The sequence below is a fragment of the Paraburkholderia fungorum genome (genome assembly GCF_046027605.1).
In the GTDB taxonomy this organism is placed as follows: Bacteria; Pseudomonadota; Gammaproteobacteria; order Burkholderiales; family Burkholderiaceae; genus Paraburkholderia; species Paraburkholderia fungorum_F.
On sequence record NZ_JAQQEF010000017.1, the window covers coordinates 73,658 to 96,801 of the forward strand.

At 61.7% G+C, this 23,144-nt stretch carries 18 protein-coding genes; 8 read left to right on the forward strand and 10 right to left on the reverse strand.

All coding sequences use genetic code 11. The features are described from left to right. Positions 1 to 87: 87 nt before the first annotated feature. The 9 genes from PQR53_RS25465 to PQR53_RS25505 all read right to left on the reverse strand — a co-directional run bounded on the left by PQR53_RS25465 (position 88) and on the right by PQR53_RS25505 (position 11,303). Positions 88 to 573, reverse strand: a complete 486-nt coding sequence (locus PQR53_RS25465; RefSeq protein WP_408460099.1) for a MarR family winged helix-turn-helix transcriptional regulator — start codon at positions 571 to 573, stop codon at positions 88 to 90. A gap of 206 nt (positions 574 to 779) precedes the next feature. Next, positions 780 to 1,841, reverse strand: coding sequence for a serine hydrolase domain-containing protein (locus tag PQR53_RS25470; RefSeq protein ID WP_408460102.1), 1,062 nt, complete (start codon positions 1,839 to 1,841; stop codon positions 780 to 782). Positions 1,842 to 1,850: 9 nt separating this feature from the next. Continuing rightward, a complete protein-coding gene (locus tag PQR53_RS25475) occupies positions 1,851 to 3,002 on the reverse strand; it encodes a M20 aminoacylase family protein (RefSeq protein WP_408460105.1) in 1,152 nt (383 codons plus the stop codon). 125 nt (positions 3,003 to 3,127) lie between these two features. Continuing rightward, a complete protein-coding gene (gene oxlT / locus PQR53_RS25480; RefSeq protein WP_408460108.1) occupies positions 3,128 to 4,414 on the reverse strand; it encodes an oxalate/formate MFS antiporter in 1,287 nt (428 codons plus the stop codon). Between the two features lie 465 nt (positions 4,415 to 4,879). Then, on the reverse strand, positions 4,880 to 5,893 hold the full coding sequence (locus PQR53_RS25485; RefSeq protein WP_408460111.1) for an alpha/beta fold hydrolase: 1,014 nt from the start codon (positions 5,891 to 5,893) through the stop codon (positions 4,880 to 4,882). 147 nt (positions 5,894 to 6,040) lie between these two features. Next, positions 6,041 to 7,699, reverse strand: a complete 1,659-nt coding sequence (locus PQR53_RS25490) for a dipeptide ABC transporter ATP-binding protein (protein ID WP_408460114.1) — start codon at positions 7,697 to 7,699, stop codon at positions 6,041 to 6,043. A gap of 4 nt (positions 7,700 to 7,703) precedes the next feature. Next, entirely contained in the window at positions 7,704 to 8,666 is a 963-nt protein-coding gene (locus PQR53_RS25495; RefSeq protein WP_408460117.1) for an ABC transporter permease, read from the reverse strand. Between the two features lie 18 nt (positions 8,667 to 8,684). Further along, positions 8,685 to 9,626: an ABC transporter permease gene (locus PQR53_RS25500; RefSeq protein ID WP_408460120.1), complete on the reverse strand. Its 942-nt coding sequence runs from the start codon at positions 9,624 to 9,626 to the stop codon at positions 8,685 to 8,687. A 96-nt stretch (positions 9,627 to 9,722) separates the two neighbouring features. Further along, positions 9,723 to 11,303: an ABC transporter substrate-binding protein gene (locus PQR53_RS25505; RefSeq protein ID WP_408460123.1), complete on the reverse strand. Its 1,581-nt coding sequence runs from the start codon at positions 11,301 to 11,303 to the stop codon at positions 9,723 to 9,725. A gap of 547 nt (positions 11,304 to 11,850) precedes the next feature. On the opposite strand from PQR53_RS25505, the gene PQR53_RS25510 reads away from it, so the two are divergent. Further along, a complete protein-coding gene (locus PQR53_RS25510; protein WP_408460126.1) occupies positions 11,851 to 12,858 on the forward strand; it encodes an asparaginase in 1,008 nt (335 codons plus the stop codon). Positions 12,859 to 12,958: 100 nt separating this feature from the next. On the opposite strand, the gene PQR53_RS25515 is transcribed toward PQR53_RS25510, so the two are convergent. Next, the gene (locus tag PQR53_RS25515) at positions 12,959 to 13,861 is read right to left on the reverse strand and encodes a LysR family transcriptional regulator (protein ID WP_408460129.1); all 903 of its coding nucleotides are present in this window, start codon (positions 13,859 to 13,861) and stop codon (positions 12,959 to 12,961) included. A 129-nt stretch (positions 13,862 to 13,990) separates the two neighbouring features. On the opposite strand from PQR53_RS25515, the gene leuC reads away from it, so the two are divergent. From leuC to PQR53_RS25550, 7 genes are all read left to right on the forward strand, one after another. Further along, positions 13,991 to 15,406: a 3-isopropylmalate dehydratase large subunit gene (leuC, locus tag PQR53_RS25520; RefSeq protein WP_408460132.1), complete on the forward strand. Its 1,416-nt coding sequence runs from the start codon at positions 13,991 to 13,993 to the stop codon at positions 15,404 to 15,406. After that, positions 15,399 to 16,040, forward strand: coding sequence for a 3-isopropylmalate dehydratase small subunit (gene leuD / locus PQR53_RS25525; RefSeq protein WP_408460135.1), 642 nt, complete (start codon positions 15,399 to 15,401; stop codon positions 16,038 to 16,040). The genes leuC and leuD overlap by 8 nt, the downstream gene beginning before the upstream one ends. A gap of 104 nt (positions 16,041 to 16,144) precedes the next feature. After that, positions 16,145 to 17,476 (forward strand): MFS transporter, encoded by a 1,332-nt coding sequence (locus tag PQR53_RS25530; protein ID WP_408460138.1) that lies wholly within the window; start codon positions 16,145 to 16,147, stop codon positions 17,474 to 17,476. 819 nt (positions 17,477 to 18,295) lie between these two features. After that, positions 18,296 to 19,642, forward strand: coding sequence for an amidase (locus PQR53_RS25535; RefSeq protein ID WP_408460141.1), 1,347 nt, complete (start codon positions 18,296 to 18,298; stop codon positions 19,640 to 19,642). A gap of 135 nt (positions 19,643 to 19,777) precedes the next feature. Beyond that, the gene (locus tag PQR53_RS25540) at positions 19,778 to 21,355 is read left to right on the forward strand and encodes a gamma-glutamyltransferase family protein (RefSeq protein ID WP_408460144.1); all 1,578 of its coding nucleotides are present in this window, start codon (positions 19,778 to 19,780) and stop codon (positions 21,353 to 21,355) included. Between the two features lie 136 nt (positions 21,356 to 21,491). Beyond that, the gene (oxlT, locus tag PQR53_RS25545) at positions 21,492 to 22,775 is read left to right on the forward strand and encodes an oxalate/formate MFS antiporter (protein ID WP_408460147.1); all 1,284 of its coding nucleotides are present in this window, start codon (positions 21,492 to 21,494) and stop codon (positions 22,773 to 22,775) included. Positions 22,776 to 22,837: 62 nt separating this feature from the next. Further along, positions 22,838 to 23,134 (forward strand): hypothetical protein, encoded by a 297-nt coding sequence (locus PQR53_RS25550; RefSeq protein ID WP_408460150.1) that lies wholly within the window; start codon positions 22,838 to 22,840, stop codon positions 23,132 to 23,134. Positions 23,135 to 23,144: the final 10 nt, after the last annotated feature.

The following is a 23,144-nucleotide window of genomic DNA, read 5'->3' on the forward strand; positions in this document are numbered from 1 at the left end:
AAAAGACTCAGTCCATCGACGATTTGTCACAAGATCGCTTCTTGCGCTCACAACGCCCGAAAGGAAAACCGGGCCTGGTGTCGCGATTCAGGCTATGCGTTTGCGTCGTGCCGGCGGGATCGTCCATTCACCGCCCTCCTCAACGTGTTCCGTCAGCTTGTTGATGCAGTCAAAAAGCACTCGCTTTTCCTCCGCTGACAGAACGGACATGAGCTGCTCGTCGAAGCTCTGACCGATCCGATCGCACTTGCGGACAATTGTCTTGCCTTTTCTGGTCAGGTTCAGGTTGATGACACGTGCATCCGTCGTGCCGGTAGAGCGTGTCAACAAGCCGCGATTAGCTAGCGTGGTGACCAGCTTCGAAACCAGCGTCTTTTCAAGGTAGGTCAGCTCGATCAGCGGGCCGAGCGAGATGCCCGGCTGCATATCGACGAAGCGCAGCACGCGCAGGTCGCGAAGGGTTACGTCACATTCGGCTTCGTAAAGGCCAGACGCCACGCCCTTGGCCAACTCGCTCAGTACGTCGAGGCGGAAGTTCAAATGCTCCAGTCGTGGATACGGCGCCTTCGACATGCTGGTCTCTCCCATTCGGCGGCTCTGATTCAGTTGCACACTGCAACTTTTCAAGTTTACGCGTTTCGCGCACGAAACATACCATCGTGCGGAAACTTCCACACGTGCAGACAAGCCCGGGCTTGCCGAGCGGCACGAGCGTACCGCAATGCGTACGAATCGGGCAAGCCCGCTCGATGCCGGTGCGGCAAGCGGATGGACGCTGACTAACCCCTCTCCCCCTGGTCAATCGCCTTGAGCACCAGACTGAAAAATTCGTCCGCATACGCCGGGTTGAGCCAGCGCACCACCACCGCCAGCTCGCGTTCCGGTTCGATCCAGGTGAACGAACCGCCCGCGCCGATTGCGAAGTAGCTGGACGCCGGCACGCTCGGAAAGACGCTGCGCTCGTGGTTGAGCCAGACCAGGTAGCCATAGAACGGTGCGATCGCACACGGTGTCAACATGCGCTGCAGCCATTCGCTGGAGACAATCTGCCGGCCGTTGACGCTGCCCTGACCCAGCAACAGCTGTGCCACCTTGATCTGGTCCTGGGCGCTGATCGACAGTCCGCCACCCCAGTGCGTGCCGCCTGGAACCGACTGCACGCGCTGTCCGCCTACCTCCACCCAGGCATTGTCGTAACCGACCCATTGCCAGTTCTCGCTCGCGTTGAGTGGCCGCATGATTGCTTCGCGAAACACCTCAGGCAGCGGGCGGCCGAACAGATGCAGCAGCGCCAGCGAAAACTGGTTGATGCGCACGTCGTTATATTCCCAGTAGGTACCGGGAGCCCGCAACGGCCGACGCTGCCCTTTTTTCCCGTCGGGCTCCTTGCCGAATCTGACGTACCGGTAGTGGTCGGCCTCGTCTGGCAAGCCGAAACACACGCCTTGCCATTCGCTCGTCTGCTGCAGCAGATGCGCCCAGGTCACACTTGCGTTGTGTTCGTCATCAAAGCCAATACCAGGTACGCGCACGTGCACCGGCTCGTCGACGTCGGGCAGCAGGCCTCGATCGTGCGCAACGCCGGCCAGCAAAGCGAGATAAGTCTTGGCGATGCTAAAGGTCAGGTCGGCACGAGCAGGTTCGCCCCACGAAGTTAGCGGGCGGCCGGCGCGAGTGATGACCCCGGACACCGGCCCACGCCCATGCACCGGTCCGAGCAGCCGGTTCCAGGGTGGCGGATCGTCCTGATGCACGCCCCATACGCCATCGACCTCGCGGTCCCACGGCGTTTCATGGTCGATCGCGAATTGCACAGCATGCTGGAGATTGACAGGTTGCATGAGGATCCTTTACCGGGCACAAAACAGCTTGACGAGGTTCACCCAATACGTCGCACCGATCGTAAGCGCGGCATCGTTGAAGTCGTAATGCGGATTATGGAGCGGTGCCGCCGGACTCGCCTCGTCAACACCCATCCAGATGTATGCGCCGGGCTTTGCGTGCAGCATGAACGCAAAATCTTCCGAAGCCATCGAAGGCACACAACCTCGCCGCACGCCGGTAGCGCCGACGGTCGCCTCGGCGGCCGCCGCTGCAAGACCGGCTTGAGCGACAGTGTTGATGGTGGCCGGATACGCGTAGCGATAGTCGAGCGTCGCGTTTGCGCCCAGTGCGCACGCGATACCCGAGGAGATCTCGCCGATCGACGCGCGAATCCGTTCCTGCACATCGCTCGAGAAGCAGCGCACGGTGCCGCGAATGACCGCACGGTCAGGCAGTACGTTCCACGCTTCGCCACCATGAATTTGCGTGACGCTGACGACGCCGGATTCCTTCGGCGAAATTCGTCGGCTTATGATCGTCTGCAATGCGGTGACGATCTGGCTGGCACACACCAGCACGTCGGTCCCCTCTTCCGGCATCGCGGCATGCGAACCCTTGCCATCGACAACGATCTCGAACGTGTCGAACGATGCCATCATCGGACCGTCGTTGATCGCAAACTGGCCGCGCGGAATGCCCGGCCAGTTGTGCAAACCAAACACGGCGTCGCATGCAAAGCGCTCGAAGAGCCCCTCTTCGACCATCATCCTGCCACCGCCCGCCGGCCCCTCTTCTGCTGGCTGAAAAATCACATGTACCGTGCCACGCCAACTAGAGTCGCGGCTCAACGCGACAGCGGCGCCGAGCAGCATTGCCGTGTGACCGTCATGGCCACACGCATGCATCTTGCCTTCATGTTGCGACCGATGCGCGAAGCTATTGGCTTCAACGATCGGCAGCGCGTCCATGTCGGCGCGCAAGCCGATGGCGGGTCCCGCGCTTCGGGTCATGGTGCCCACCACACCGGTTCGTCCAATGCCGCCATGTACCTCGAAGCCATACTGTCGCAACACGCCAGCGACGAGGTCCGCGGTTGCGACCTCCTCGAACGCAGTTTCCGGACAGGCGTGCAGTGCGTGCCGCCACTTCGTCATCAGGTCGATCAGGTCGCTATCCATCGGAATTTCATTCCTTTCAGGGGCAAATTACGGAGACAAAAAAACAGGGAATCGACGAAGCGGTATTGCATCCGCGCAGCTTCGAGTGGGCAAGATATCTGGCAAGCTGGCCGTGGCCGGTTGCATTACGAGCGCGTGGATGCGCGGGCAAACCACGCACGGCGCATCGGCCTGAGCGCGGCGATCGCGAGCAAAGCGGTACAACTATCCAACGCGATAGCCGTGCCGAACACTGCGTCCCATCCGCCCGTGTGCTCGTGGAGTAGCGCCGCCACCGGTCCGCCCAGGATCGATCCGACGCCTTGCGCATAAGACAGGCACGCGTAGTTGACGATTGCATGCTTGCCGCCAAAGGTGTCCGTGAGCGTCGACGGGAAAAGCGAAAAAATCTCACCCCAGCCGAGAAAGACGACGCCTGACAGCAGCACGAACAACACCGGGTCGTGCCGCGACGTGAGCCACAAGGTCATCGCTATCGCTTCCATGCCGAATGCGATCAGCATCGTATGCTCGCGCCCGATCAGGTCGGAGATCCATCCGAACATGGGCCGCGTCACGCCGTTCGCCACGCGATCAATGGTCAACGCAAGCGGCAACGCCGCGAGGCCGAACACGGTGACGCCCGACATGCCGAAATCTCGTGTGAACACTGCCATCTGTGAAGTCACCATCAGGCCGGAGGTTGCCATCATCGACATCATCACGAACATCAGCCAGAACAACGGCGTGCGCAGCATGCTGCCGGGCCGCGTGTCGGCTACGGCGGCGGCGGCTTTCTGCGGCCGCCAGTCCGCCATATAACCAGGGGGCGGCAGCCTCATGCCGAGCGCGGCAAGTATGCCGACTACGCCGAGGATCACGCCAAAGACGACCAGCGTATGCTGATAGCCGTACTTGGCGATGCTATTGGTGATCGGAAACGTCGTGAGCATTGCGCCCATGCCGAAGCCCGCCATCACTACACCGATCGCAAAACCGCGACGGTCCGGGAACCAGCGCGCCATCAGCCCGATCGTGCCGACCACGACGATACCTACGCCGATTCCCCCGAGAACGCCATAGCAGAGATAGACGGACAGCAGAGACTCCGCGCGGCTCGTCAGTACCCAGCTAAGCCCCGTGATCGCGCCGCCGGCGGCCAGCAGCCAGCGCGGTCCAAAGCGCTCGATTAAATAGCCTTCGAGCGGCGACAGAAAAGTCTGGCAGACAATGAGAATGGAGAAGGTGACCTGCAGACTCGGCAATGACACGCCGAGTTGCGCTGTCAGCGGGCGCGTCAGCAAAGTCCAGATGTATTGGGGATTGGACGCGACCATCGCACATACGAGGCCGCATAGTAATTGCCACCAGCGGCTCTGTAGTGAAAGTGCAAGTGGCGCGCGGCCGCGGACGCCAAAATCCTGGGTACTCATGCTTCAACTCCGTACGAATAGGTGACACGAAATGACTCAGGCAGTGCGCTTTCCTGGAGGTCTGATACGACGCTCCTGGACAACGCGCTCAGTACATCGAAGCGGAAGTTCGGATGACCCAGCCTTGAAAATGGCACCTTCGACGATCCGCCAGTGTGGCTGCATCACGCCGATATAGTTGCAATTTCCAATAATTGCCATTCACATGTGACTTCGATTTGCACGAAGTGTGCCACGACGAGGGAAACCCTGTGTTCATGGACAAGTAAGGTGTTTTTCATATCACGATGCGCACCCCGCCATGCGCAAAAATCATGCGCGGGGCGCGCGCGAAAGGTGCACCGCGCGACGCAATATCACCGTTGCACCGATTCCGGGCGCAACATCGGCATTCGTTGAACCCGTACGGCTGCGACGCTCCCAGGGAGGAAAAACACGAGACGCAGCCGCCGCATGTTCAGCGCGTCAGTCCTCGAGAAGCCGGGTGAGCGCAGCGGAAATAAACGCGGCATCGTCTACATTGGCCGTCGGCAGTCCGGCGCGATGGCCCCATATCGACGAAATGGGCAGGAGCGTGGCGTTTCGCATCTGCTCGACTTCGAGCCGGTTGTCCTCCACCTGGAAATACAGATCGGTCGTGCTCGGCATGATCAACGCCTTTGCCGTAATTGCTTTCAGCGCCGCGTGAAAATCGCCGTTGTAGGTGGAATTGGCGGCGATGTTCGCATGCTGCCATGTCCATAGGTGAGCCAGCAGATTGTTGCCGTCGCGCTTCAGGAAATTCGCTTCCCACGACATCACGAGATAATCTTCGAGCGAGGAAAAACCGGCCTGCCGCCACACTTCGTTACGATAAAACGTCTGCGACATCGCCATGGCGGCGTAGTTGCGACCCATGGCCCGCAGACCGCGTTCGGGACGCTCAACGAATGTTCCGTTTTGAAAACCCGGATCCGTCGTCAGCGTCGCGCGCACGCCCTCGATGAATACCTGGTTGTGCGGCGAGGCCTTTGCCGCGCCGCAAAGCACGGCCAGCCGCCTGACCATGTCCGGATACATCGATGCCCATTGATACGCCTGCAAGCCGCCCATCGACCAGCCGCATGCCAATTGCAAGACTTCGATGCCGAGTTCTTGTGTCAGGAGTTGGTGTTGAATCGCGACGTTATCGGCAATCGTAAAATTCGGCCAACGGCTTCCGGTAAAGGGCTCGGTTGCGTTGCTGGGCGAGGACGACAGTCCATTGCCGAACAGATTCGGAATAACGACGAAGTACTTGTTAGTGTCCAGCGCCTTGCCCGGCCCGACCATCCACTCGATGTCATAGTGATGCGCGGAAAACGACGTCATATACAAAATGACATTCGATTTTTCTGCGTTCAGCTTTCCGTAGGTTTGATAGGCGAGCTTGGCATCTCTGAACGTGATGCCTGATTGCAGCACCACGTTTCCAGCATTGAATACAAAATAGTCTTCCATTGGTGGGGGATTCCTCTTGGTGAAATGCGGCGAATGGTAATAGAAAAGTCAGCCCTGGATGCGCTGCGGCGGCATGAAGCCAGGCCCGCTGGAAGCCACAGAAGATGATTCGCTCAGGAGACACTCACTGTGATCAAAAAGCCCGCGTCAAGCGGCGCCGAACGCAAAGCCACGCCCTGGCGCCGCCGCCAGCAAGGCCTGCGTATATTCGTGGCGCGGTGCGAGGAACACGTCCTGGATCGCTCCTTCCTCGACAATTTCGCCGCGCCGCATCACGATGACCCGATCGCAGATCTGGCTGGCCACCCGCAGGTCGTGCGTGATGAACAGAATGCCGATCCGCAGCCGCTGCTGAATGTCATCCAGCAGGTCGAGAATCTGCGCCTGGACCGAGACGTCGAGTGCGGACACCGCCTCGTCGGCAATCAACACTTGTGGCTCGCATGCCAGCGCCCGCGCGATCGAAATGCGTTGCCGCTGGCCACCGGAGAATTCGCTAGGGTAGCGGTTCAGCGCATCGGGCCTGAGCCGTACCAGCGTCATCAATTCTTCAGCACGCTGCCACGCTTGAGCGTAGGGCACACCGAAATTCAACGGCCCTTCGATGATCGACGCACCCACTGTCTGGCGCGGATCCAGCGACCGGTAGGGATCCTGGAACACAACCTGGACGCCGCGCCGGAACGGATAGAGCGCGCGGCCGCGCGCTTTGGCCACCGATCGCCCGTCGGCGAAGATGTCGCCGGCAGTCGGCTCAATCAGCCGCGCGATGCAGCGCGCGACGGTCGACTTTCCCGAACCGGACTCGCCCACGATTCCGACCGTTTCGCCCGGATGCACCATGAGCGAAACATCGCTGGCGGCCTGCACCTTGCGTTTGCGGCCCGGCCAGGAACCCGTCACATAGGTCTTCCCGATCCCACGCGCGTCGAGCAGCGGATAGGCTTTCTCCACCGGCGGGCGCGTGCGCGGCACCAGCGCGGGAACGGCTGCCAGCAACATACGGGTATAGGGCTCGCGCGGTTGCTGCAACACCTGCAACTTGGCGCCCTGCTCGACCATGTCGCCCAGGCGCAGCACGACGACACGATCAGCAATCTCGGCGACGACGCCGAAATCGTGCGTGATGAAGAGCACGGCGGTTCCGCTCTCCGTCTGCAATTCACGAATCAGCTTGAGGATCTCGGCCTGGGTCGTGACGTCGAGCGCCGTGGTGGGCTCGTCGCAAATCAGCAGCGACGGCTTCAGGATCAGCGCCATGGCGATCACGATGCGCTGGCGCTGCCCACCCGACAACTGATGCGGATAAGACGCGTAGATACGCTCCGGTTCCGGCAGCCTCACATGGGCGAAGATCTCGAGGATACGCCGGCGCCGCTCGCCGGCGCCGGCACGGCTATGCTGTGCCAGCATCTCGTCGACCTGCGCGCCGCACGTCATGATCGGATTGAGGGCCGTCATCGGCTCCTGGAAAACCATCGCCATTTTTTCGCCGCGCAATTGGCGGATGCGCTCCGGGCTTGCTGTCAGCACGTCCTCGCCGAGCAGTTCGATGCTGCCGTCCACCGCCTTGAGCGCGGCCGGCAGCAAGCCCATCACGGCCTGTGCGATCACCGATTTTCCCGAACCCGACTCGCCCAGCAGGCAGACAATCTCCCCCTGTCGCACGTCGAGCGAGACATGCCGGATCGCATGGGGGCGGTCGGCGCCGGCCGGCAGCGCAATGGTGAGGTTATTCACGGCGAGGACGGTTGTAGCCGGCCCGGCGACGGCGGGTGCTGCCGTTTTGAAGTCGAAATCGGGCATCGCGTCAGCTCCCCCGTTTGTTGAATTTTGGATCGAGCGTGTCACGCAATCCGTCGCCCAGGATGTTGACCGCCAGCACCGTCAGCGCCAGGAAAACGCCAGGGAACAGCACGGTCTGAGGATACTGGTTGAACTGCATGCGGCCGTCGGCCATGACGTTGCCCCACGTCGGAATATCCGGCGGCAGACCGACGCCGAGAAACGACAGAATCGCCTCCACCAGGATGGCCGACGCGCACACGTAGGTTCCTTGCACGATCAGTGGTGCAATTGCATTCGGCAGAATATGACGCCACAGAATCTTGAGGGTCGGCGTGGCCAACGAAATGGCGGCCTCGATGTAGGGTTCCTCGCGAATGGTCAGCACGATCGAGCGCACCAGGCGCGCGACGCGCGGAATTTCAGGAATCGTGATCGCGACAATCACCGTGACCAGCGTCGGTCGCCAGAGCGCCATCAACGTAATCGCGAACAGGATGCTGGGAATCGCCATCAAGCTGTCCATGGCGCGCATGATGACGTCGTCGAGGCGGCGAAAATACCCCGCCGCCACGCCAACCAGTGCGCCGAAGGTGAGTGCCAGCAGTGCCACCGTGATGCCGACCGTGAGGGACACGCGCGCACCGTAGACGACCCGGCTCCAGGTATCCCGGCCGAGACTATCGGTACCCATCAGGAAGAAGTGCTGGAACGTCGCGCCTGACAGATCACTGAATTCGGCCGTCACGCCCGGTGCGAGATTGGCGCTCGCGGGATCCATCGCGGTCGGGTCGATCGTGCCAAGCCACGGTGCGGCGACGGCTACGAAGATCAGCAGCAACAGTGCACCGCATCCCAGACGCACCGACCAGTTTCGCAGCACACGGCGCCACAACGGTGTGCGGGAGCGTATGGTCGGCACCGCCTCCAGGTTGGCAAGAATGGCGCCCGGCGCGGCAAGGGTCATCGGATCGTGATCGTCGCTCATGTCCAATCGTCCTTTCATTCAATAGCGGATACGCGGGTCGAGCAGCAGATAGCTCATGTCGACCAGCAGGTTGATAAGCACGTAAACAAAGGAAAAGAACAGCGTGATGCCTTGTACCAGCGGGAAGTCGCGTGCCAGTACCGCGTCGACCGTCAGCTGCCCGAGCCCGGGGATCGCGTAGACGGTCTCGGTGACCACCACGCCGCCGATCAGCAAGCCGACGCCAATGCCGATCACGGTGACGATCGGTACCGCGGCATTGGCCAGCGCATGGCGAATCAGCACGCGTGCTTCGGAGATACCTTTGGCGCGGGCGGTGCGGATGTAGTCTTCGGTCAGCGCCTCGGCAACCGCCGCGCGCGTCACGCGGGCAATCAGCGCAAGGTAGACGATGGACAGCGTAATGGCCGGCAGGATCAGGTGCGTGAGCCACGGACCAATACCCGCGCTCAGGGGAGCGTACCCCTGCACCGGCAGCAGCTTCGCATGCAAGGCGACCGCCCATATGAGGATGTAGCCGACCACGAACGACGGCACCGAGAATCCCATCACCGAAAGCCCCATCAGCGTCCGGTCCAGCCAGCCTCCGTGCCGCGAGGCCGCGATCACGCCGAGCGGCACCGCGAGCAGAAGCGTCATCACCAGTGTCAGGACGGACAACGACACGGTCGGTGCGATGCGTTGCGCAATCAACCGGGTTACCGGCTGTTTCATGTAGTACGAGTCGCCGAGGTTGCCCTGCAGCAGCTGCCCGGTCCATTTGACGAACTGCACCGGCAGCGGCCGGTCGAGCCCGAGGCTCGCGTGGATCCGCGCGATGTCGGCGCTCGTGCCGTTGTCACCGACAAGCGCCGCAGCCGGATCTCCCGGCGTCAGGCGCAGAATCATGAATACGATAAGGGCGACAACGACCAGCACGGGCACCGTCGACAGTACGCGCCGGAAAAGAAAAAAAACCATGTCGGTTACGCTCCAAAGCCGGTTGACAGATGGACGGGCTCGCGTTTGCTCTGCGAGACGGCAGCCGGCCGGCGAACAGCCAGCCGCCGACACAGGTTAGCTCTTGCGAATGTTCCAGAACACGTTGACCGGAGCCGGGACGACGCCGCTGACCACGCCCTTGCGGATCACCGAATAGAAATCAAAGTCGCCCAACGGCGCCAGGAGCCCGCTCTGATATGTTTCCAGTTGGATCGCCGTAGCGATCTTCTTTCGCTGCGCAGGATCGGTGCTGACGAGGTATTCGTTCTTGAGCTGCTCAATCTTGTCGTCGGTCGCCCAGCCGAACCAGCCCTTCTCGCCATTGCCCGTCAGCGGCGTGAAGAACAACGGATTCATCGTGTCGCCGGGCGCCCAGCCGGTAATGAACAGGTTCCAGCCACCCTTGTCGGCCGGCGCCTTGCTGGTTCGGCGCGTCACGAGCGTCGACCAGTCCATTGCCTGAAGGTCGACATTGAAGCCGGCCTGCTTCAACAGTTGCGCCATGACTGGCGGAAACTTATTCAGTACTGCGTAGTCCGACGGATACATCAGCACCACCGGCTTGCCGTCGTAGCCCGCTTCCTTCAGCAGATTGCGGGCCGCCGCGAACTGGGGCTTGCCGGTGAAATAGGCGGTGTCGTTCGACGCCAACGGCGAATCGCATGGGTAAATCGACGTACATGTCCGGTACAGATCCTTGTTCACCAGTTGGGCGCGCATCAACGCTTCCTGGTTGATCGCCATGATTGCCGCCTGCGCAATCTTCGGGTTATTGAACGGCGGCACGAGATGATTCAGGTGCAGGTCGAAGAGCCCGGCGGGAGTCGGCTTCACCAGCTCCAGTTTGGGATTGCTCTTGAATGCGGCGTACTGCTCGGCGGGCATCCATTCGATCATGTCCACTTCACCGTTGGCGATCGCATTGGCCTGCGTCTGTGCGTCCTTGAGCACGATCCATTCGACCCGGTCGACATAGACATGCTTGCCGCCTGCGGTACCGGAAGCCGGCTCCGGTCGCGGCACATAGTTCGGGTTCTTGATGTACACGATCTTCGCGCCCGGGCGATACTCGTCCTGTTTGAAGATGTAGGGGCCCGACCCGGTGTAGTCAGAGATCTGCTGGTCCGCCGGCGTATCGGCGACCCGCTTGGGCATGATGAACGCGGCGCTGCCTGACGGCTTGCCGAGCGCGTCAAGGACCATTGGGAAGGGTTGCTTGAAGGTCATGCGGAAGGTCTTGGCGTCGACCGCATCGAACGACTGCAGGGCCGTGAACATTCTTTCACCGAACACGTCGCGCTTGCCCCAGCGCGTGATCGACGCGATAACGTCAGCTGAGGTGACCGGCTTGCCGTCGGTGAACGCAAGTCCCTTGCGCAGCGTGAACGTCCAGGTCTTGCCGTCCGGAGAGGTCGTATACGTGTCCACCATCTCCGGTTGCACTACGCCCTTGGCATCCACGCCGAACAGTGTGTCGTAGATCATGTAGCCGTGATCGCGCGTGATGAATGCCGTGGTCCAGATCGGATCGAGAATCTTCAGATCGGCTTGCGGCACGATGCGTAATACCTTGGACTCATCCTGCGCACATACCATCGTCGCAGCGCTCGCAATCAGCGCTCCAGCCACGCATTGAGTAAACAGTCGCTTCAGCATGCTTCACTCCAATAGGAAGAAATGACACCAAATGAATTCAGGCCGCGCTTGCGTCGTATTAGCGGCCGTGTCTACTCGCCACCCTCTTCGAGGTGTTCGGTAAGCTTGTTGATACAGTGGAATGGCACGTCACGTCCTTTCCGGACGCCGCACTCCACGCCAACGCGTCGAGTGCATCCAGACGGAACTTCAGATGCTTCAATTTCGGCTATGCGCCTGCGACAGGCTGATCTCCAATTCCATCGCGCTACATTAATTGCAACTTGCAACAATTGAAATTCACACGCTTACAGGCACGAAGCGTGCCATCATTCGGTAAATCCAGTACGTGTGGGCAAGTCGTGCGCTTACCCCACCGGCAAGAGCACGCTGCGGTGCGCGGGAGTTGTGCAAGTGCGCGCGAGGACGGTGCATTGCGCATTGCAAGATCGCTGTCGCACCGATTCCGGGCGCGCCAGCGGCGTCCCTCGTCGGTACCGCGTCTTTGCACGCTAGTTGAGGTACGGTTTAAGCAGATGTTTTCCACACACTTGAAAGGAACGCTTCGATGAACTATCCGAGCATCGCTGTGGGGGCACTTGGCGGCACCATATGCATGACCGCCGACAGTGCCGACGCTGGCGCGTTGCCACGTCTTTCCGCGCAGCAATTAGTGACTGCGGTCCCCGGTCTGGCTGATATCGCGCAGATTCACGCCGAGACGCTTTTGCAATTACCCAGCCCTTCGCTGAACTTCGCGCATGTGCTGGACAGTCTGGTGTGGGCAGAGCGCATGGTGGCTGCCGGCGCCGCTGGGATCGTGCTGACCCAAGGGACCGACACGCTAGAGGAAACCGCCTTCCTGCTCGATCTTCTGTGGACGCATCCTCAGCCACTGGTGGTCACAGGCGCGATGCGCACGCCGTTGACCGCAGGCGCGGATGGGCCCGCCAATATTCTTGCCGCGGTGGCCTGCGCCGCGCACGGCACCAGTCGCGGGCGCGGTGTAGCGGTAGTCATGAACAACACGATCCACGAGGCGCGCTGGGTGCGCAAAGCGAACTCGATGTCCGTCGAAACCTTCGAGTCGCCGGTCGTAGGGCCAGCTGGCATGGTGCTCGAAGGTATGCCCCAGTATTTCCGGCCACCGTCAAGGCGTTATTCCCAGCGCTTCGCAAAGCCCGACCTGTCGGTTCGAGTGGCGCTCGTCGAGACATGTCTGGGCGAGACGGGTGAGATGCTCGACGCGGTCGCGCACGCGGGATATCACGGGATCGTCATTGCGGGCTACGGTGCAGGCCATGTTTCGGATGACGAAGCACAGCGCATCGAGGCGCTGGCGCCGCGGCTGCCGATCGTCATTTCCAGCCGCACGGGCTCGGGCTCGACGGCCGAACGCACCTATGGATTTTCCGGCTCGGAAATCGACCTGGCCCGCCGTGGCGCTTTGTTTTCAGGGTGGCTCGGGCCGCGCAAGGCGCGCCTGCTTCTCTGGCTGCTGCTCGCCACGGGCGCGCCGCGCAACGCATGCGCCACTGCGTTCGAATTCTGGAAGCGTGTCGACAATGCCGGCTAGACGCGCGGCACAACGTCCATTGCCAGCCGGCTGGACCGACCAGTTCCGGGTTGCGGTGCAAATCGCAGGTGATCGAGAAATCACCGGCTTTTTCGCCATCTCAGCCCGCTCCCGGCCCCTTCCCGAGAAAGCCCTCGAGAAACTCGATGAACGCCGTCACCTTCGCCGTCAGATTGAGCCGCTCTGGATACACAGCATAGATGTCCGCCGGCGGCAACGACCAATCGGGCAGCAACTGCTTGAGACGGCCAGACTGCAGATAGGTGGTCGCATCCCATTCCGAACGCATCAGGATGCCTTGACCGTCAAGTGCCCAGACGAGCGTCGCTTCACCATCGTTGCTGCTCAGCACACCGTGCACCTTGACCGTCTCGTGGCGCTTCCCCTTGCTGAAATGCCAGGTGCCATAGGCCCTGTCGTTTTCCCTGAGTACGATGCATTGATGCCGCTGCAGATCGCGCGGCGTATCGGGTTCGCCTTTCGCGCGCAAGTAGATCGGCGACGCGCAGATCATCCGACGGTTCGTCGCGACCTTGCGTGCGATCAACCTTGAATCAGGAATCTCGCCGAACCGGACGCCGACGTCAAACGCAGCTTCGGCAAGATTCAACGGCCGATCCGTCAACTCGAGCTGGACCTCGACGTCGGGATACTGGCGATGAAACGCCGCGATGGCCGGGGCGATATGACGGCGGCCAAAGCCGAACGTCGCATTGACGCGCAGCAGCCCTTTTGGCGTCGCCCTGCTGCTTGAAATGGTCCGGTCGAGTTCCTGTAACGCGGACAGCAGCTTCGACCCCGTGGTCAGGTACTGCTCGCCCTCATGCGTCATGCTGAGCCGCCGCGTGGTCCGGTTCAGCAGCCGCACACCGAGTCGCCGCTCGATCTGCGCCAGGCGCGCGCTCACCGCGGGCGGCGTAACCCCAACGTCCCGCGCGAGCGCCGACAGGCTGCCATGTTTGACGAGTTCGACAAAAAACTCGAGGTCCGAAACCGCATCCATTGATAAATATAAGTTAAGAGTAGTTTAAATTCTTCTGAATTCTATATCAGAATTGGCGAATTAGACTCCTGCACATCGGTCGATCATGACCGCGCCCCACGCCTCAGATTCAACCGGCCAGAGGAGTCCATGCCGCACACCTTTTATCAAAAGCTCGTCGCATCGCATACGGTCGACCACCTCGACGAGCAGCATGTGCTGCTGTATGCGGACCTGCACATCATGAACGAGTACACGAGTCCGCAGGCGTTCGCCGGGCTCGCTGAGAAAGACGTCCTCGTGCGCCGACCGCGGCAGCAGATGGGCATTGTCGACCACGTGATCCCTACGCGCGCGGTGCCGGTTGCCGCCCGCACGATCGACATCGTCGACGCGTCAAAGCAAGCCTCGAATTTCACACGCAACTGCGTCACACAAGGCATCCATCTGTTCGACGTGAATGATCCGGCGCAGGGGATCGAGCACGTCGTCGCCCCGGAAATCGGACTGATCCGTCCTGGCATGGTCGTACTGTGCGGCGACAGCCACACGACGACTTACGGTGCGCTCGGCGCACTCGGCTTCGGGATCGGCACCTCCGAAGTCGAACACGTGCTCGCGACGCAAACGCTCGTCTATCGCGTGGCGGACGACATGCGGATCACCGTCGACGGAGAATTGCCGCCTGGCACCACGTCGAAAGACCTGGTACTGCACATCATTGCCCGTATCGGCGCACAGGGTGCCCGTGGTTTCGCGCTCGAATACGCGGGATCGACGATCGCTTCGCTTTCTGCCGAAGCGCGGATGACCCTGTGCAACATGACGGTCGAAGCCGGCGCGCGCGCTGCGCTGATTGCACCGGACGACACGACGATCGACTACGTGCGGACTCGCGTGCGCGATCTGGATACAGCCACGCTCGACAGTGCAACGGCCGCATGGCGCTCGCTGCGCTCGGACCCCGATGCTGTCTTCGATGTCGAATATCATGTCGATGCATCGCAAATCGCGCCGTATGTGACATGGGGCACGAGTCCGGACCAGGCGATTCCCGTCGACGGGCACATTCCCTCGGTCGACACGGCAACCGGCATCGACGCAGCAACCGCGCGTAAGGCACTCGACTACATCGCGCTGCCGGCCGGCGCAAGCATCGAGGGCACGCCAATCGATCGTGTGTTCATCGGCTCGTGCACCAATGCGCGCATTGAAGACCTGCGAGCGGCAGCGGCCATGGTGCGGGGACGCAAGGTCGCGGCATCGGTTCGCGCGATGGTCGTTCCAGGTTCCGGCATGGTCCGCGACCAGGCCGAGCGCGAAGGCGTTGCGCAGATCCTGATCGACGCGGGCTTCGAGTGGCGCCAGCCCGGCTGTTCAATGTGCCTCGCGATGAACGACGACGTGCTGGCACCGGGCGAGCGCTGCGCATCGACGACCAATCGCAACTTCGAAGGCCGCCAGGGCCGCGGCAGCAAGACTCATTTGATGAGTCCCGCAATGGCCGCCGCCGCCGCGATTGCGGGCCATATCGTCGACATTCGCAAGGAGCTTGTACATGGCTGATCGCCGTCTCATTCAGGGCACCGCAGCACCGTTGCCGATCAACAATCTCGATACCGACCAGATCATGCCGAAGCAGTTCCTGCTCGGCATCGACAAGTCGGGGCTTGCGCGTGGGCTGCTTTACGACCTGCGTTACGATGACCGCGGTCAGCCGCGCGAGACGTTCGTGCTGAATCGCCCCGAATACCGCGACGCACGCATTCTGATCGGCGGCTCGAATTTCGGCTGTGGATCAAGCCGCGAACACGCCGTGTGGGGACTACAACAAGCCGGCATCGAAGCGGTCATCGCGCCGAGCTACGGCGAGATCTTCTACTTCAACGCCGGCAACAATCGCCTGCTGCTCGTGACGCTCGCGCCGGAAATAGTCGATGCACTCGTTGCCGAACTGGCTGATACGGATAGCAAACAACTGTCGATCGACGTCGAAAACGAAGTTGTCGTGACCGCCTCGGGCGAGCGCCATTCGTTCTCGATCCCGTCGAGGCAAAAGCGCATGTTCATGGACGGTCTCGACATGGTTCAGATGACACTGCAGCAATCCGATCAGATCGACGCGTTTGAAAAACGGCATTGGGCCGCCAATCCGTGGGCACGCATCGATCTTCCCGCCCAGCAACGCAGCACTTCGTAAATAGACGCACACACGCCCTCGACGCGTGTGTGCCTGCATCGAGCAACACGAATTTCAACCTGATAACGAGACCGGCGCGTGGAACGCGCCGGCGGGAGACAACCATGCCCCAGCCTTCCCAACGCGCCACCGTGCCGGACGCGCACGCGCTAGAGACGCGCACCGTCAAGAAGATTACGTGGCGCATCGTGCCATTCATCATCGCGCTGTACTTCGTGAGCTTCCTGAACCGCGTCAACGTCGGCTTCGCCGGCCTGACGATGAATCACGACATCGGACTCACGCCATCGATGTTCGGCTTCGGCGCGGGAATCTTCTTTGTCGGCTACATTGTGTTCGGCATGCCGTCGAATCTCGCGCTGCAGCGCGTCGGCGCGCGCCGGTGGATCGCGTTGCTCATGGTCGTGTGGGGAACCCTCTCGGCGGCAACCGCGAGCGTCAGCGGTCCCTATAGCTTCTATGTGCTGCGCTTCCTGCTGGGGTTGGCAGAGGCCGGGTTCTTTCCGGGCATCATCCTGTATCTGAGCTATTGGTTCCCAGCCCGGCATCGGGCGCTTGTGACGGCGATCTTCATGACCGCCGCGCCGTTGTCGAACATGGTCGGCTCGCCGATCTCCGGCGCCATCATGGGCATGGACGGCATCGCACAAATTCATGGCTGGCAGTGGCTCTTCATTCTCGAAGCGGTGCCGACCGTCGCGCTCGGCGTGATCGCGTACTTCTTCCTGACCGACAAGCCTGAAGATGCGCGCTGGCTCGCGACCGACGAACGTGAGTGGCTCACGCTCGAGATGGACCGGGAGCGCTCCCTCAAGAAGACGAGCGCCGCATCCAGCGTATGGGCGGCCACGAAGGATCCGCGCGTGCTCGCTCTCGCCCTCGTCTATGCGGGCACGTCGACCGGGCTGTACGCGATTGGCATCTGGGCACCGATGATCATTAGCCACTTCGGCTTCAGCTATTTCGAACTGGGACTCGTCAACGCAATTCCCAATGTCGTCGCCGTCGTCGGCATGGTGCTCTGGGCGAAAAACTCCGACCGCACCGGCGAACGCAGATTGCACGTGTCGATCGCTTGTCTGGCCGCGGGCGCCGGGATGTTGCTTGCCGGGTATGCACCGTCCGCACTGCTCCTGATCGTCGGACTGTCGGTCGCGAATTTTGGCATCAACGCTGCGAAGCCGCCGCTGTGGAGCATGCCTACGCAATTCCTCTCCGGTTCGGCTGCAGCAGCGGGCATCGCGTTGATCAACGCAATGGGCAGTCTGATCGGCGGTACGATCGGCCCGATGGTCATCGGCAAGTTACGCGAAGTCAGCGGCGACTACTCGCTCGGACTCTACTTCGTTAGCGGCACGCTGATCGTGTCCGCGGTCATATCCTGGATGTTTGGCCGTCGAGAAACGAAGTCGTCCGTGACGCCCACAGTCTCCTGATTCTGTCGTGCGAAGCAGCGTCCGATTCTTCGGCAAATAGGATCAGTGCGCAAAAGCCATACAAAACCTGACCAGGATCACAACGACGCGAACGCTGTTGCCTAACCGCCAACGCGTCGTCGAACGCTCCTGACACGCGTGAACGTAGCGGCCCTTGCGACAAATCATTGGGCAGAAGTGCCGCGACCCGGTAAGCACTTGCTGGCGTCGGGAGGAAGCCGTGCTTTTCGGCCGCCCCCGACGCCGCGGCATTTATGCGGAGGCCGAAGCGACACTTCATGCGCATGCCCCGAGCCAAAACGCCGACTGGATCGAACTGGCAAGGTACTGTATCGAGCGCATCCTCACGCCGAAACATAGACGTTCTGATGCGATCGCATTGGCACCGCACTTAAATGCTGGAGGCGGCGCTCGCACCGCTTTCCAATCCTAAATGTTTTGCAATGGCCTTTCGCCGTCAAACGCCTGTGTTCGCCCAGCGGCGGTGCACCGCCGATTTTGTCGTGCCCGATGCACCTTCCTTGCGCGCATTTGCACACTTTTCGAACATGACAGTGTGCTCACATCCGCCTGACAATACTCGATTAGCATTTGTATACAGGGCGTTCGCACGATGGCATGCTTTTTGCAAATTGAATCAATGCGAATATTTCAATTGTTGCAATTCGCAACTATATTTCGCGGACAACCGACGAAACCAGCAACTAAGTGCCCCCATGACAGGCGCTTCTCAAGCGTCAACCAACCGTTTACCGACGCTGCGCGGAGCAGGCACGTAAGCGAAGTGCGAAGTGATTCAAGTTCAGCAAGAGGATCCGCATGCCCGTACAACCAGCGTTGCGAAGCAAAGTCGGCAGCGTCCGCGAAATCCGTGACGCGATCCGCGCGGGAACGCGCACCATCGAGCAGACTGTGCAACAGGCCTTCGATGTCGCGCAACGGCTGCAGCCTGAGTTGCAAGCGTTCATCCATCTGCCGGCGTCGCCCATAGTCAATCGTGCCGCTCCCCACGCGCCGCTCGCGGGCGTCCCTGTCGGCATAAAAGACCTGATCGATACGGCCGATATGCCCACCGCGTACGGGTCGCCGGCGTACGAAGGGCGCAGGCCCGACAAGGACGCATGGGTAGTCGCCCGTTTGCGTGAAGCCGGCGCCACGATACTCGGCAAAACGGTCACCACCGAGTTCGCCTGGCGTCAGCCTGGCGCCACGACCAACCCGTGGAATAACGATCACACGCCTGGCGGCTCGTCGAGCGGCTCGGCGGCCGCCGTTGCGGCAGGCATCGTGCCGCTCGCGCTTGGCACGCAGACGTTCGGATCCGTCATCCGTCCCGCCGCGTATTGCGGAGTGGTCGGGGTAAAGCCGAGTTACGGGACGATTGCGCGGACTGGCGTGTTGCCGTTGTCAGGGTCGCTCGATCACCTTGGCGTTTTCACCACCAATGTCGCTGACGCAGTTCATGCGCTATCCATTCTGGCGGGTAGCGATGCGAACGATCCACACGTCTCGCATAACAGTCGCCAGGGGAAAGGCCCAGGCAATGCGGCAAAGCGGCCGCCACGCATCGGCGTGCTGCGCGAGCAGCTCGGCGGACCGGTCGACAAAGCGCAACAGCACGTGTTGAATCACCTTGCCTTGCGTTTGCGCGCTGACGGCGCAGAAATCGTCGGTGCCGAGTTGCCGGCCGAACTGGTCGACGCCGCACGGCATGCTTCGATCTTGCTCGCGGTTGAAGCGGCGCTGACGCATGGCGAACTGGTAGACCGTTCGCCGGCGCTTGTCAGCGCACCGATTAAGGCTCTGATCGCGGAAGGCCGGGCATTGCCCGCGACCGAGTATGCGAAAGCAAAAGCATTGCAGGTCAGGATGGCGCGTCGCTTCGACCGCTGGCTCACCGGAACGGCGGGACTGGACGCGCTGCTGGTAGCGCCCGCATCGGGCGAGGCGCCCCGCGGGCTCGACTATACGGGCGATGCGGCGTTCTGCACGCCCTGGACCTTCCTCGGCGTGCCGGCGGTGACGTTACCGGTTGGCTTCGGTCCGGAGGGGCTGCCACTCGGCGTGCAACTGATCGGTGCGAGTCAATGCGACGCCGCGTTGCTGTCGCTTGCCGAGTGGGTGGAAGAGAGAGCCGGTTGGCGCGCCGCAGTTGCTTCTCGCTGAGGCCGGCTTCGTTGTGTGCAGCAAGTATCACGTGATCATGCGAACCCGTAGCGGCTGAGCGGGTAGCGATGATCGATTGATTTTCGAGGAAATATGTCAGCAGAATTTTTAAATCCTGTGCGGGGTATCCGCGGGATGGCAGTCACACCCCATGCGCTGGCGTCGCAAAGCGCGCTCGCGATCCTGCGCGACGGCGGCAATGCCGTGGAGGCGATGATTGCCGCCGCGGCGACCATCGCAGCGGTGTATCCGCATATGAACAGCATCGGCGGCGACGGCTTCTGGTTGATTTCACGGCCGGGCGAAGAGCCCATCGGCATCGAGGCGTGTGGAGCGGCGGCGTCGGCGGCGACGATCGACGCCTACCGCGCCCGCGGCCTGCAATCCATCCCGTTTCGCGGCCCACTGGCGGCGAATACCGTGGCCGGCACAGTGTCGGGCTGGTCGCGGGCGCATCGCTGGTCGACTGACACACTCGGCGGCAAGCTCCCCGTCGCGCGCCTGCTGGAAGACGCAATCGCCTATGCAGGAGGCGGTATTCCGGTCACTCGCAGTCAGTCCGACTGCATCGCGCTGAAGCGGGACGAACTCGAATCAGTCGCGGGGTTCGCCGAAACGTTTCTGACGAGCGACAACCCGCTGGGCGTGCCGGCCGTCGGCGACCGTTTTGTGCAGCCGCGCCTCGCCGCGACGCTCGAGCGTCTCGCCCACGCGGGTCTCGACGACTTCTACCGGGGCGACCTCGCGCGCAGCATCGCGGACGACCTGCGCGCCGTCGGAAGTCCACTCTCGCTGGCGGACCTTGAACAACATCGCGCAAAGCTGCGCACGCCGCTGGCACTCACGCATTCGCTCGGCACGATCTACAACATGCCGCCGCCCACACAAGGGCTTGTATCGCTGCAGATTCTCGGTGTGCTTGACCGTGTCTTGCGCGACGATATGGATCCGCTCGGACCCGAGTACGTCCACGCGTGCGTGGAGGCGACCAAGCTCGCGTTCGCCATACGCGACAAGCACATCACCGATCCGGATTACATGGACATCGATCCGCAGGCGCTGCTTGCGCCGCCTGTGCTCGACGCGATGGCCGAAAAGATTTCAATGTCCGCGGCAGCGCCATGGGGTCGCGGTCTCGGACCGGCCGACACCGTGTGGCTCGGCGTGATCGATGCCGATGGCGTAGCCGTCAGCTTCATCCAGAGCATCTATCACGAGTTCGGCAGCGGCCTCGTGCTTCCGGATTCGGGTATCAACTGGCAAAACCGCGGCTGTAGCTTCTCGCTCGATTCCGCTGCGCGCAATCCGCTTACCCCGGGACGACGGCCGTTTCACACGCTGAACCCGGCGCTCGCGCGCTTCGCCGATGGACGCACGATGGTGTACGGAAACATGGGCGGCGACGGCCAGCCGCAATCGCAAAGCGCCGTGTTTTCGCGGATCGCGCACTTCGGCTGGAATCCGCAAGCCGCTATCGACGCGCCTCGCTGGCTGCTGGGTCGGACCTGGGGCCAAACCAATGAATCGCTCAAGCTGGAAGCGCGGTTTCCCGTCGACACATTCAATGCGCTGCGTCGGCTCGGCCATGACGTCGAGCAGATGCGGCCGTACGACGAAGCAATGGGCCACGCCGGCGCGATTGTCCGGCACGGCAACGGATGTCTGGAAGCAGGTTTCGACCCGCGCAGCGACGGCGCCGCGGCTGGCTGGTAGGCACGTCTGTTAGACAGCGGGCGGCCGCTCCGCCCGCACCCTTTTGAATCGATGACCCGCGGGCGTTCGCGCCGGCGGCAAGGACAGCGCACGTCCGTTCATCTGTCGACACATCAATCCCAAACGGAGAAACACCTTGAGCATCCCCACGCAATCACTGAAAGGTGCCGCCCCGCCCGCCGCCGGAACAGCGGCGCATACCCGCTGGATCCAGCTCGGACTCGGCCTGGTTTGCATGATGACGATATCGAGTCCGCAATATGTATGGACGCTGATGACGAAGCCGCTCATGGCCAAGCTCGGCATCGCGCTGCCGGAACTCCAGGTGACATTCTCTCTGCTGGTGTTATTGCAGGCATTTTTTTCACCATTCCAGGGTGCGCTGATTGATCGTTTCGGGCCGCGCATGCTGATCTCGATCGGTACGCTGCTCGCAGGCGTGAGCTGGGTGTTGGCTTCGTATGCGCACACTACGTCGATGCTGTACCTCACGTATGGCGGCATCGGCGGTCTCGGTACCGGCATCGTCTACGTCGGCGTGGTGGGATTCGTGGTTCGCTGGTTTCCCGATCGACGCGGTTTCGCCGCCGGTGTAGCGGCCGCAGGATATGGCATGGGCGCCATTGTCACCACCTTTCCGATCTCCGCATCGCTGGCAACGCATGGCGTCGAATCCACGCTGTGGCTGTACGGCATCATTTTCGCGGCGGTCGGCCTGCTCGCCTCGCAGGGCCTGCGAGTCCCGCCTGCGGCCGACAGCGTCGGCCCGGCCGTAACGTTGACAGCAGTTGCGGCGCGCGACTACCGCCCGTCCGAGATGCTCAAGACGCCGCTGTTCTGGCTGATGTTCGTGATGATGACGATGATGTCTACTTCAGGCCTCATGGTCACGTCGCAGATGGCAAGCTTCGCCGCTGACTTCGGTGTCAGCAAGGTACTGGTCTTCGGGCTCGCCGCGTTGCCGCTGGCACTGACGATCGACCGCTTCACGAACGGGCTGACCCGTCCGCTGTTCGGCTGGATATCGGATCGCCTGGGACGCGAAAACACGATGGGTTTCGCGTTCGCGCTGGAAGGTGTGGCGATGGCGCTCTGGTTGCTGACGCGCGACAACGCAGTCCTGTTCGTGCTGCTGTCGGGCGTGGTGTTCTTCGGTTGGGGCGAAATCTTTTCGCTGTTTCCTTCGACCTTGACCGACACGTTTGGTACCCGCTATGCCACGACGAATTACGGCTGGCTTTACATCTCGTTCGGGATTGGCTCGATCTTCGGCGGCCCGCTGGCCGCGTTGCTGCATCAGCACACCGGTAGCTGGGTGCCCGTGTTCGGATGCGCGATTGTGCTCGATCTGAGCACGGCCGTCCTTGCAATGTTCGTGTTGAAGCCGGCGCGCGCGCGTTTCGTCGGCGTGCGCGGATAACAATTCTGGTCGTGGGCAACATCCCTTCTACAAGCAACGGATGTCACAACACCTGAAACAGTATGACCGCTCGCTATTGCAGCGGTCATGACGTCAATGGCAACGGTCGCTATCGAAGCGACCCTTGCGTTTACAGCGATGCCGCTCACAACAAAGACCCGCGCAACGCGGGCACGCATGATCAGCGATTTCTATCGATTGCCCGCGTCACTTTCGATTATCTCCTCTCAGATCGTCGCACCTATACTGGCTTTCAATCAGGCATGGAACGGGTGCCCGCGGCGTGGGAGATGACCGGTTCAACCATCCCCGATGCGCAACGCGCCGGGCGTGTACCTGACATTCAAACAGCGAATTAGGAAGATAGGC

What these genes read in the sequence shown, in the direction of transcription:
- PQR53_RS25515 (WP_408460129.1), bottom strand. Translation starts at nt 13,861, where the DNA reads ATGGATGCGGTTTCGGACCTCGAGTTTTTTGTCGAACTCGTCAAACAT.
- PQR53_RS25490 (WP_408460114.1), bottom strand. Translation starts at nt 7,699, where the DNA reads ATGCCCGATTTCGACTTCAAAACGGCAGCACCCGCCGTCGCCGGGCCG.
- PQR53_RS25470 (WP_408460102.1), bottom strand. Translation starts at nt 1,841, where the DNA reads ATGCAACCTGTCAATCTCCAGCATGCTGTGCAATTCGCGATCGACCAT.
- PQR53_RS25495 (WP_408460117.1), bottom strand. Translation starts at nt 8,666, where the DNA reads ATGAGCGACGATCACGATCCGATGACCCTTGCCGCGCCGGGCGCCATT.
- PQR53_RS25485 (WP_408460111.1), bottom strand. Translation starts at nt 5,893, where the DNA reads ATGGAAGACTATTTTGTATTCAATGCTGGAAACGTGGTGCTGCAATCA.
- PQR53_RS25475 (WP_408460105.1), bottom strand. Translation starts at nt 3,002, where the DNA reads ATGGATAGCGACCTGATCGACCTGATGACGAAGTGGCGGCACGCACTG.
- PQR53_RS25500 (WP_408460120.1), bottom strand. Translation starts at nt 9,626, where the DNA reads ATGGTTTTTTTTCTTTTCCGGCGCGTACTGTCGACGGTGCCCGTGCTG.
- PQR53_RS25505 (WP_408460123.1), bottom strand. Translation starts at nt 11,303, where the DNA reads ATGCTGAAGCGACTGTTTACTCAATGCGTGGCTGGAGCGCTGATTGCG.
- PQR53_RS25530 (WP_408460138.1), top strand. Translation starts at nt 16,145, where the DNA reads ATGCCCCAGCCTTCCCAACGCGCCACCGTGCCGGACGCGCACGCGCTA.
- oxlT (WP_408460108.1), bottom strand. Translation starts at nt 4,414, where the DNA reads ATGAGTACCCAGGATTTTGGCGTCCGCGGCCGCGCGCCACTTGCACTT.
- PQR53_RS25540 (WP_408460144.1), top strand. Translation starts at nt 19,778, where the DNA reads ATGGCAGTCACACCCCATGCGCTGGCGTCGCAAAGCGCGCTCGCGATC.
- PQR53_RS25465 (WP_408460099.1), bottom strand. Translation starts at nt 573, where the DNA reads ATGTCGAAGGCGCCGTATCCACGACTGGAGCATTTGAACTTCCGCCTC.
- PQR53_RS25510 (WP_408460126.1), top strand. Translation starts at nt 11,851, where the DNA reads ATGAACTATCCGAGCATCGCTGTGGGGGCACTTGGCGGCACCATATGC.
- PQR53_RS25550 (WP_408460150.1), top strand. Translation starts at nt 22,838, where the DNA reads ATGACCGCTCGCTATTGCAGCGGTCATGACGTCAATGGCAACGGTCGC.
- PQR53_RS25535 (WP_408460141.1), top strand. Translation starts at nt 18,296, where the DNA reads ATGCCCGTACAACCAGCGTTGCGAAGCAAAGTCGGCAGCGTCCGCGAA.
- leuD (WP_408460135.1), top strand. Translation starts at nt 15,399, where the DNA reads ATGGCTGATCGCCGTCTCATTCAGGGCACCGCAGCACCGTTGCCGATC.
- leuC (WP_408460132.1), top strand. Translation starts at nt 13,991, where the DNA reads ATGCCGCACACCTTTTATCAAAAGCTCGTCGCATCGCATACGGTCGAC.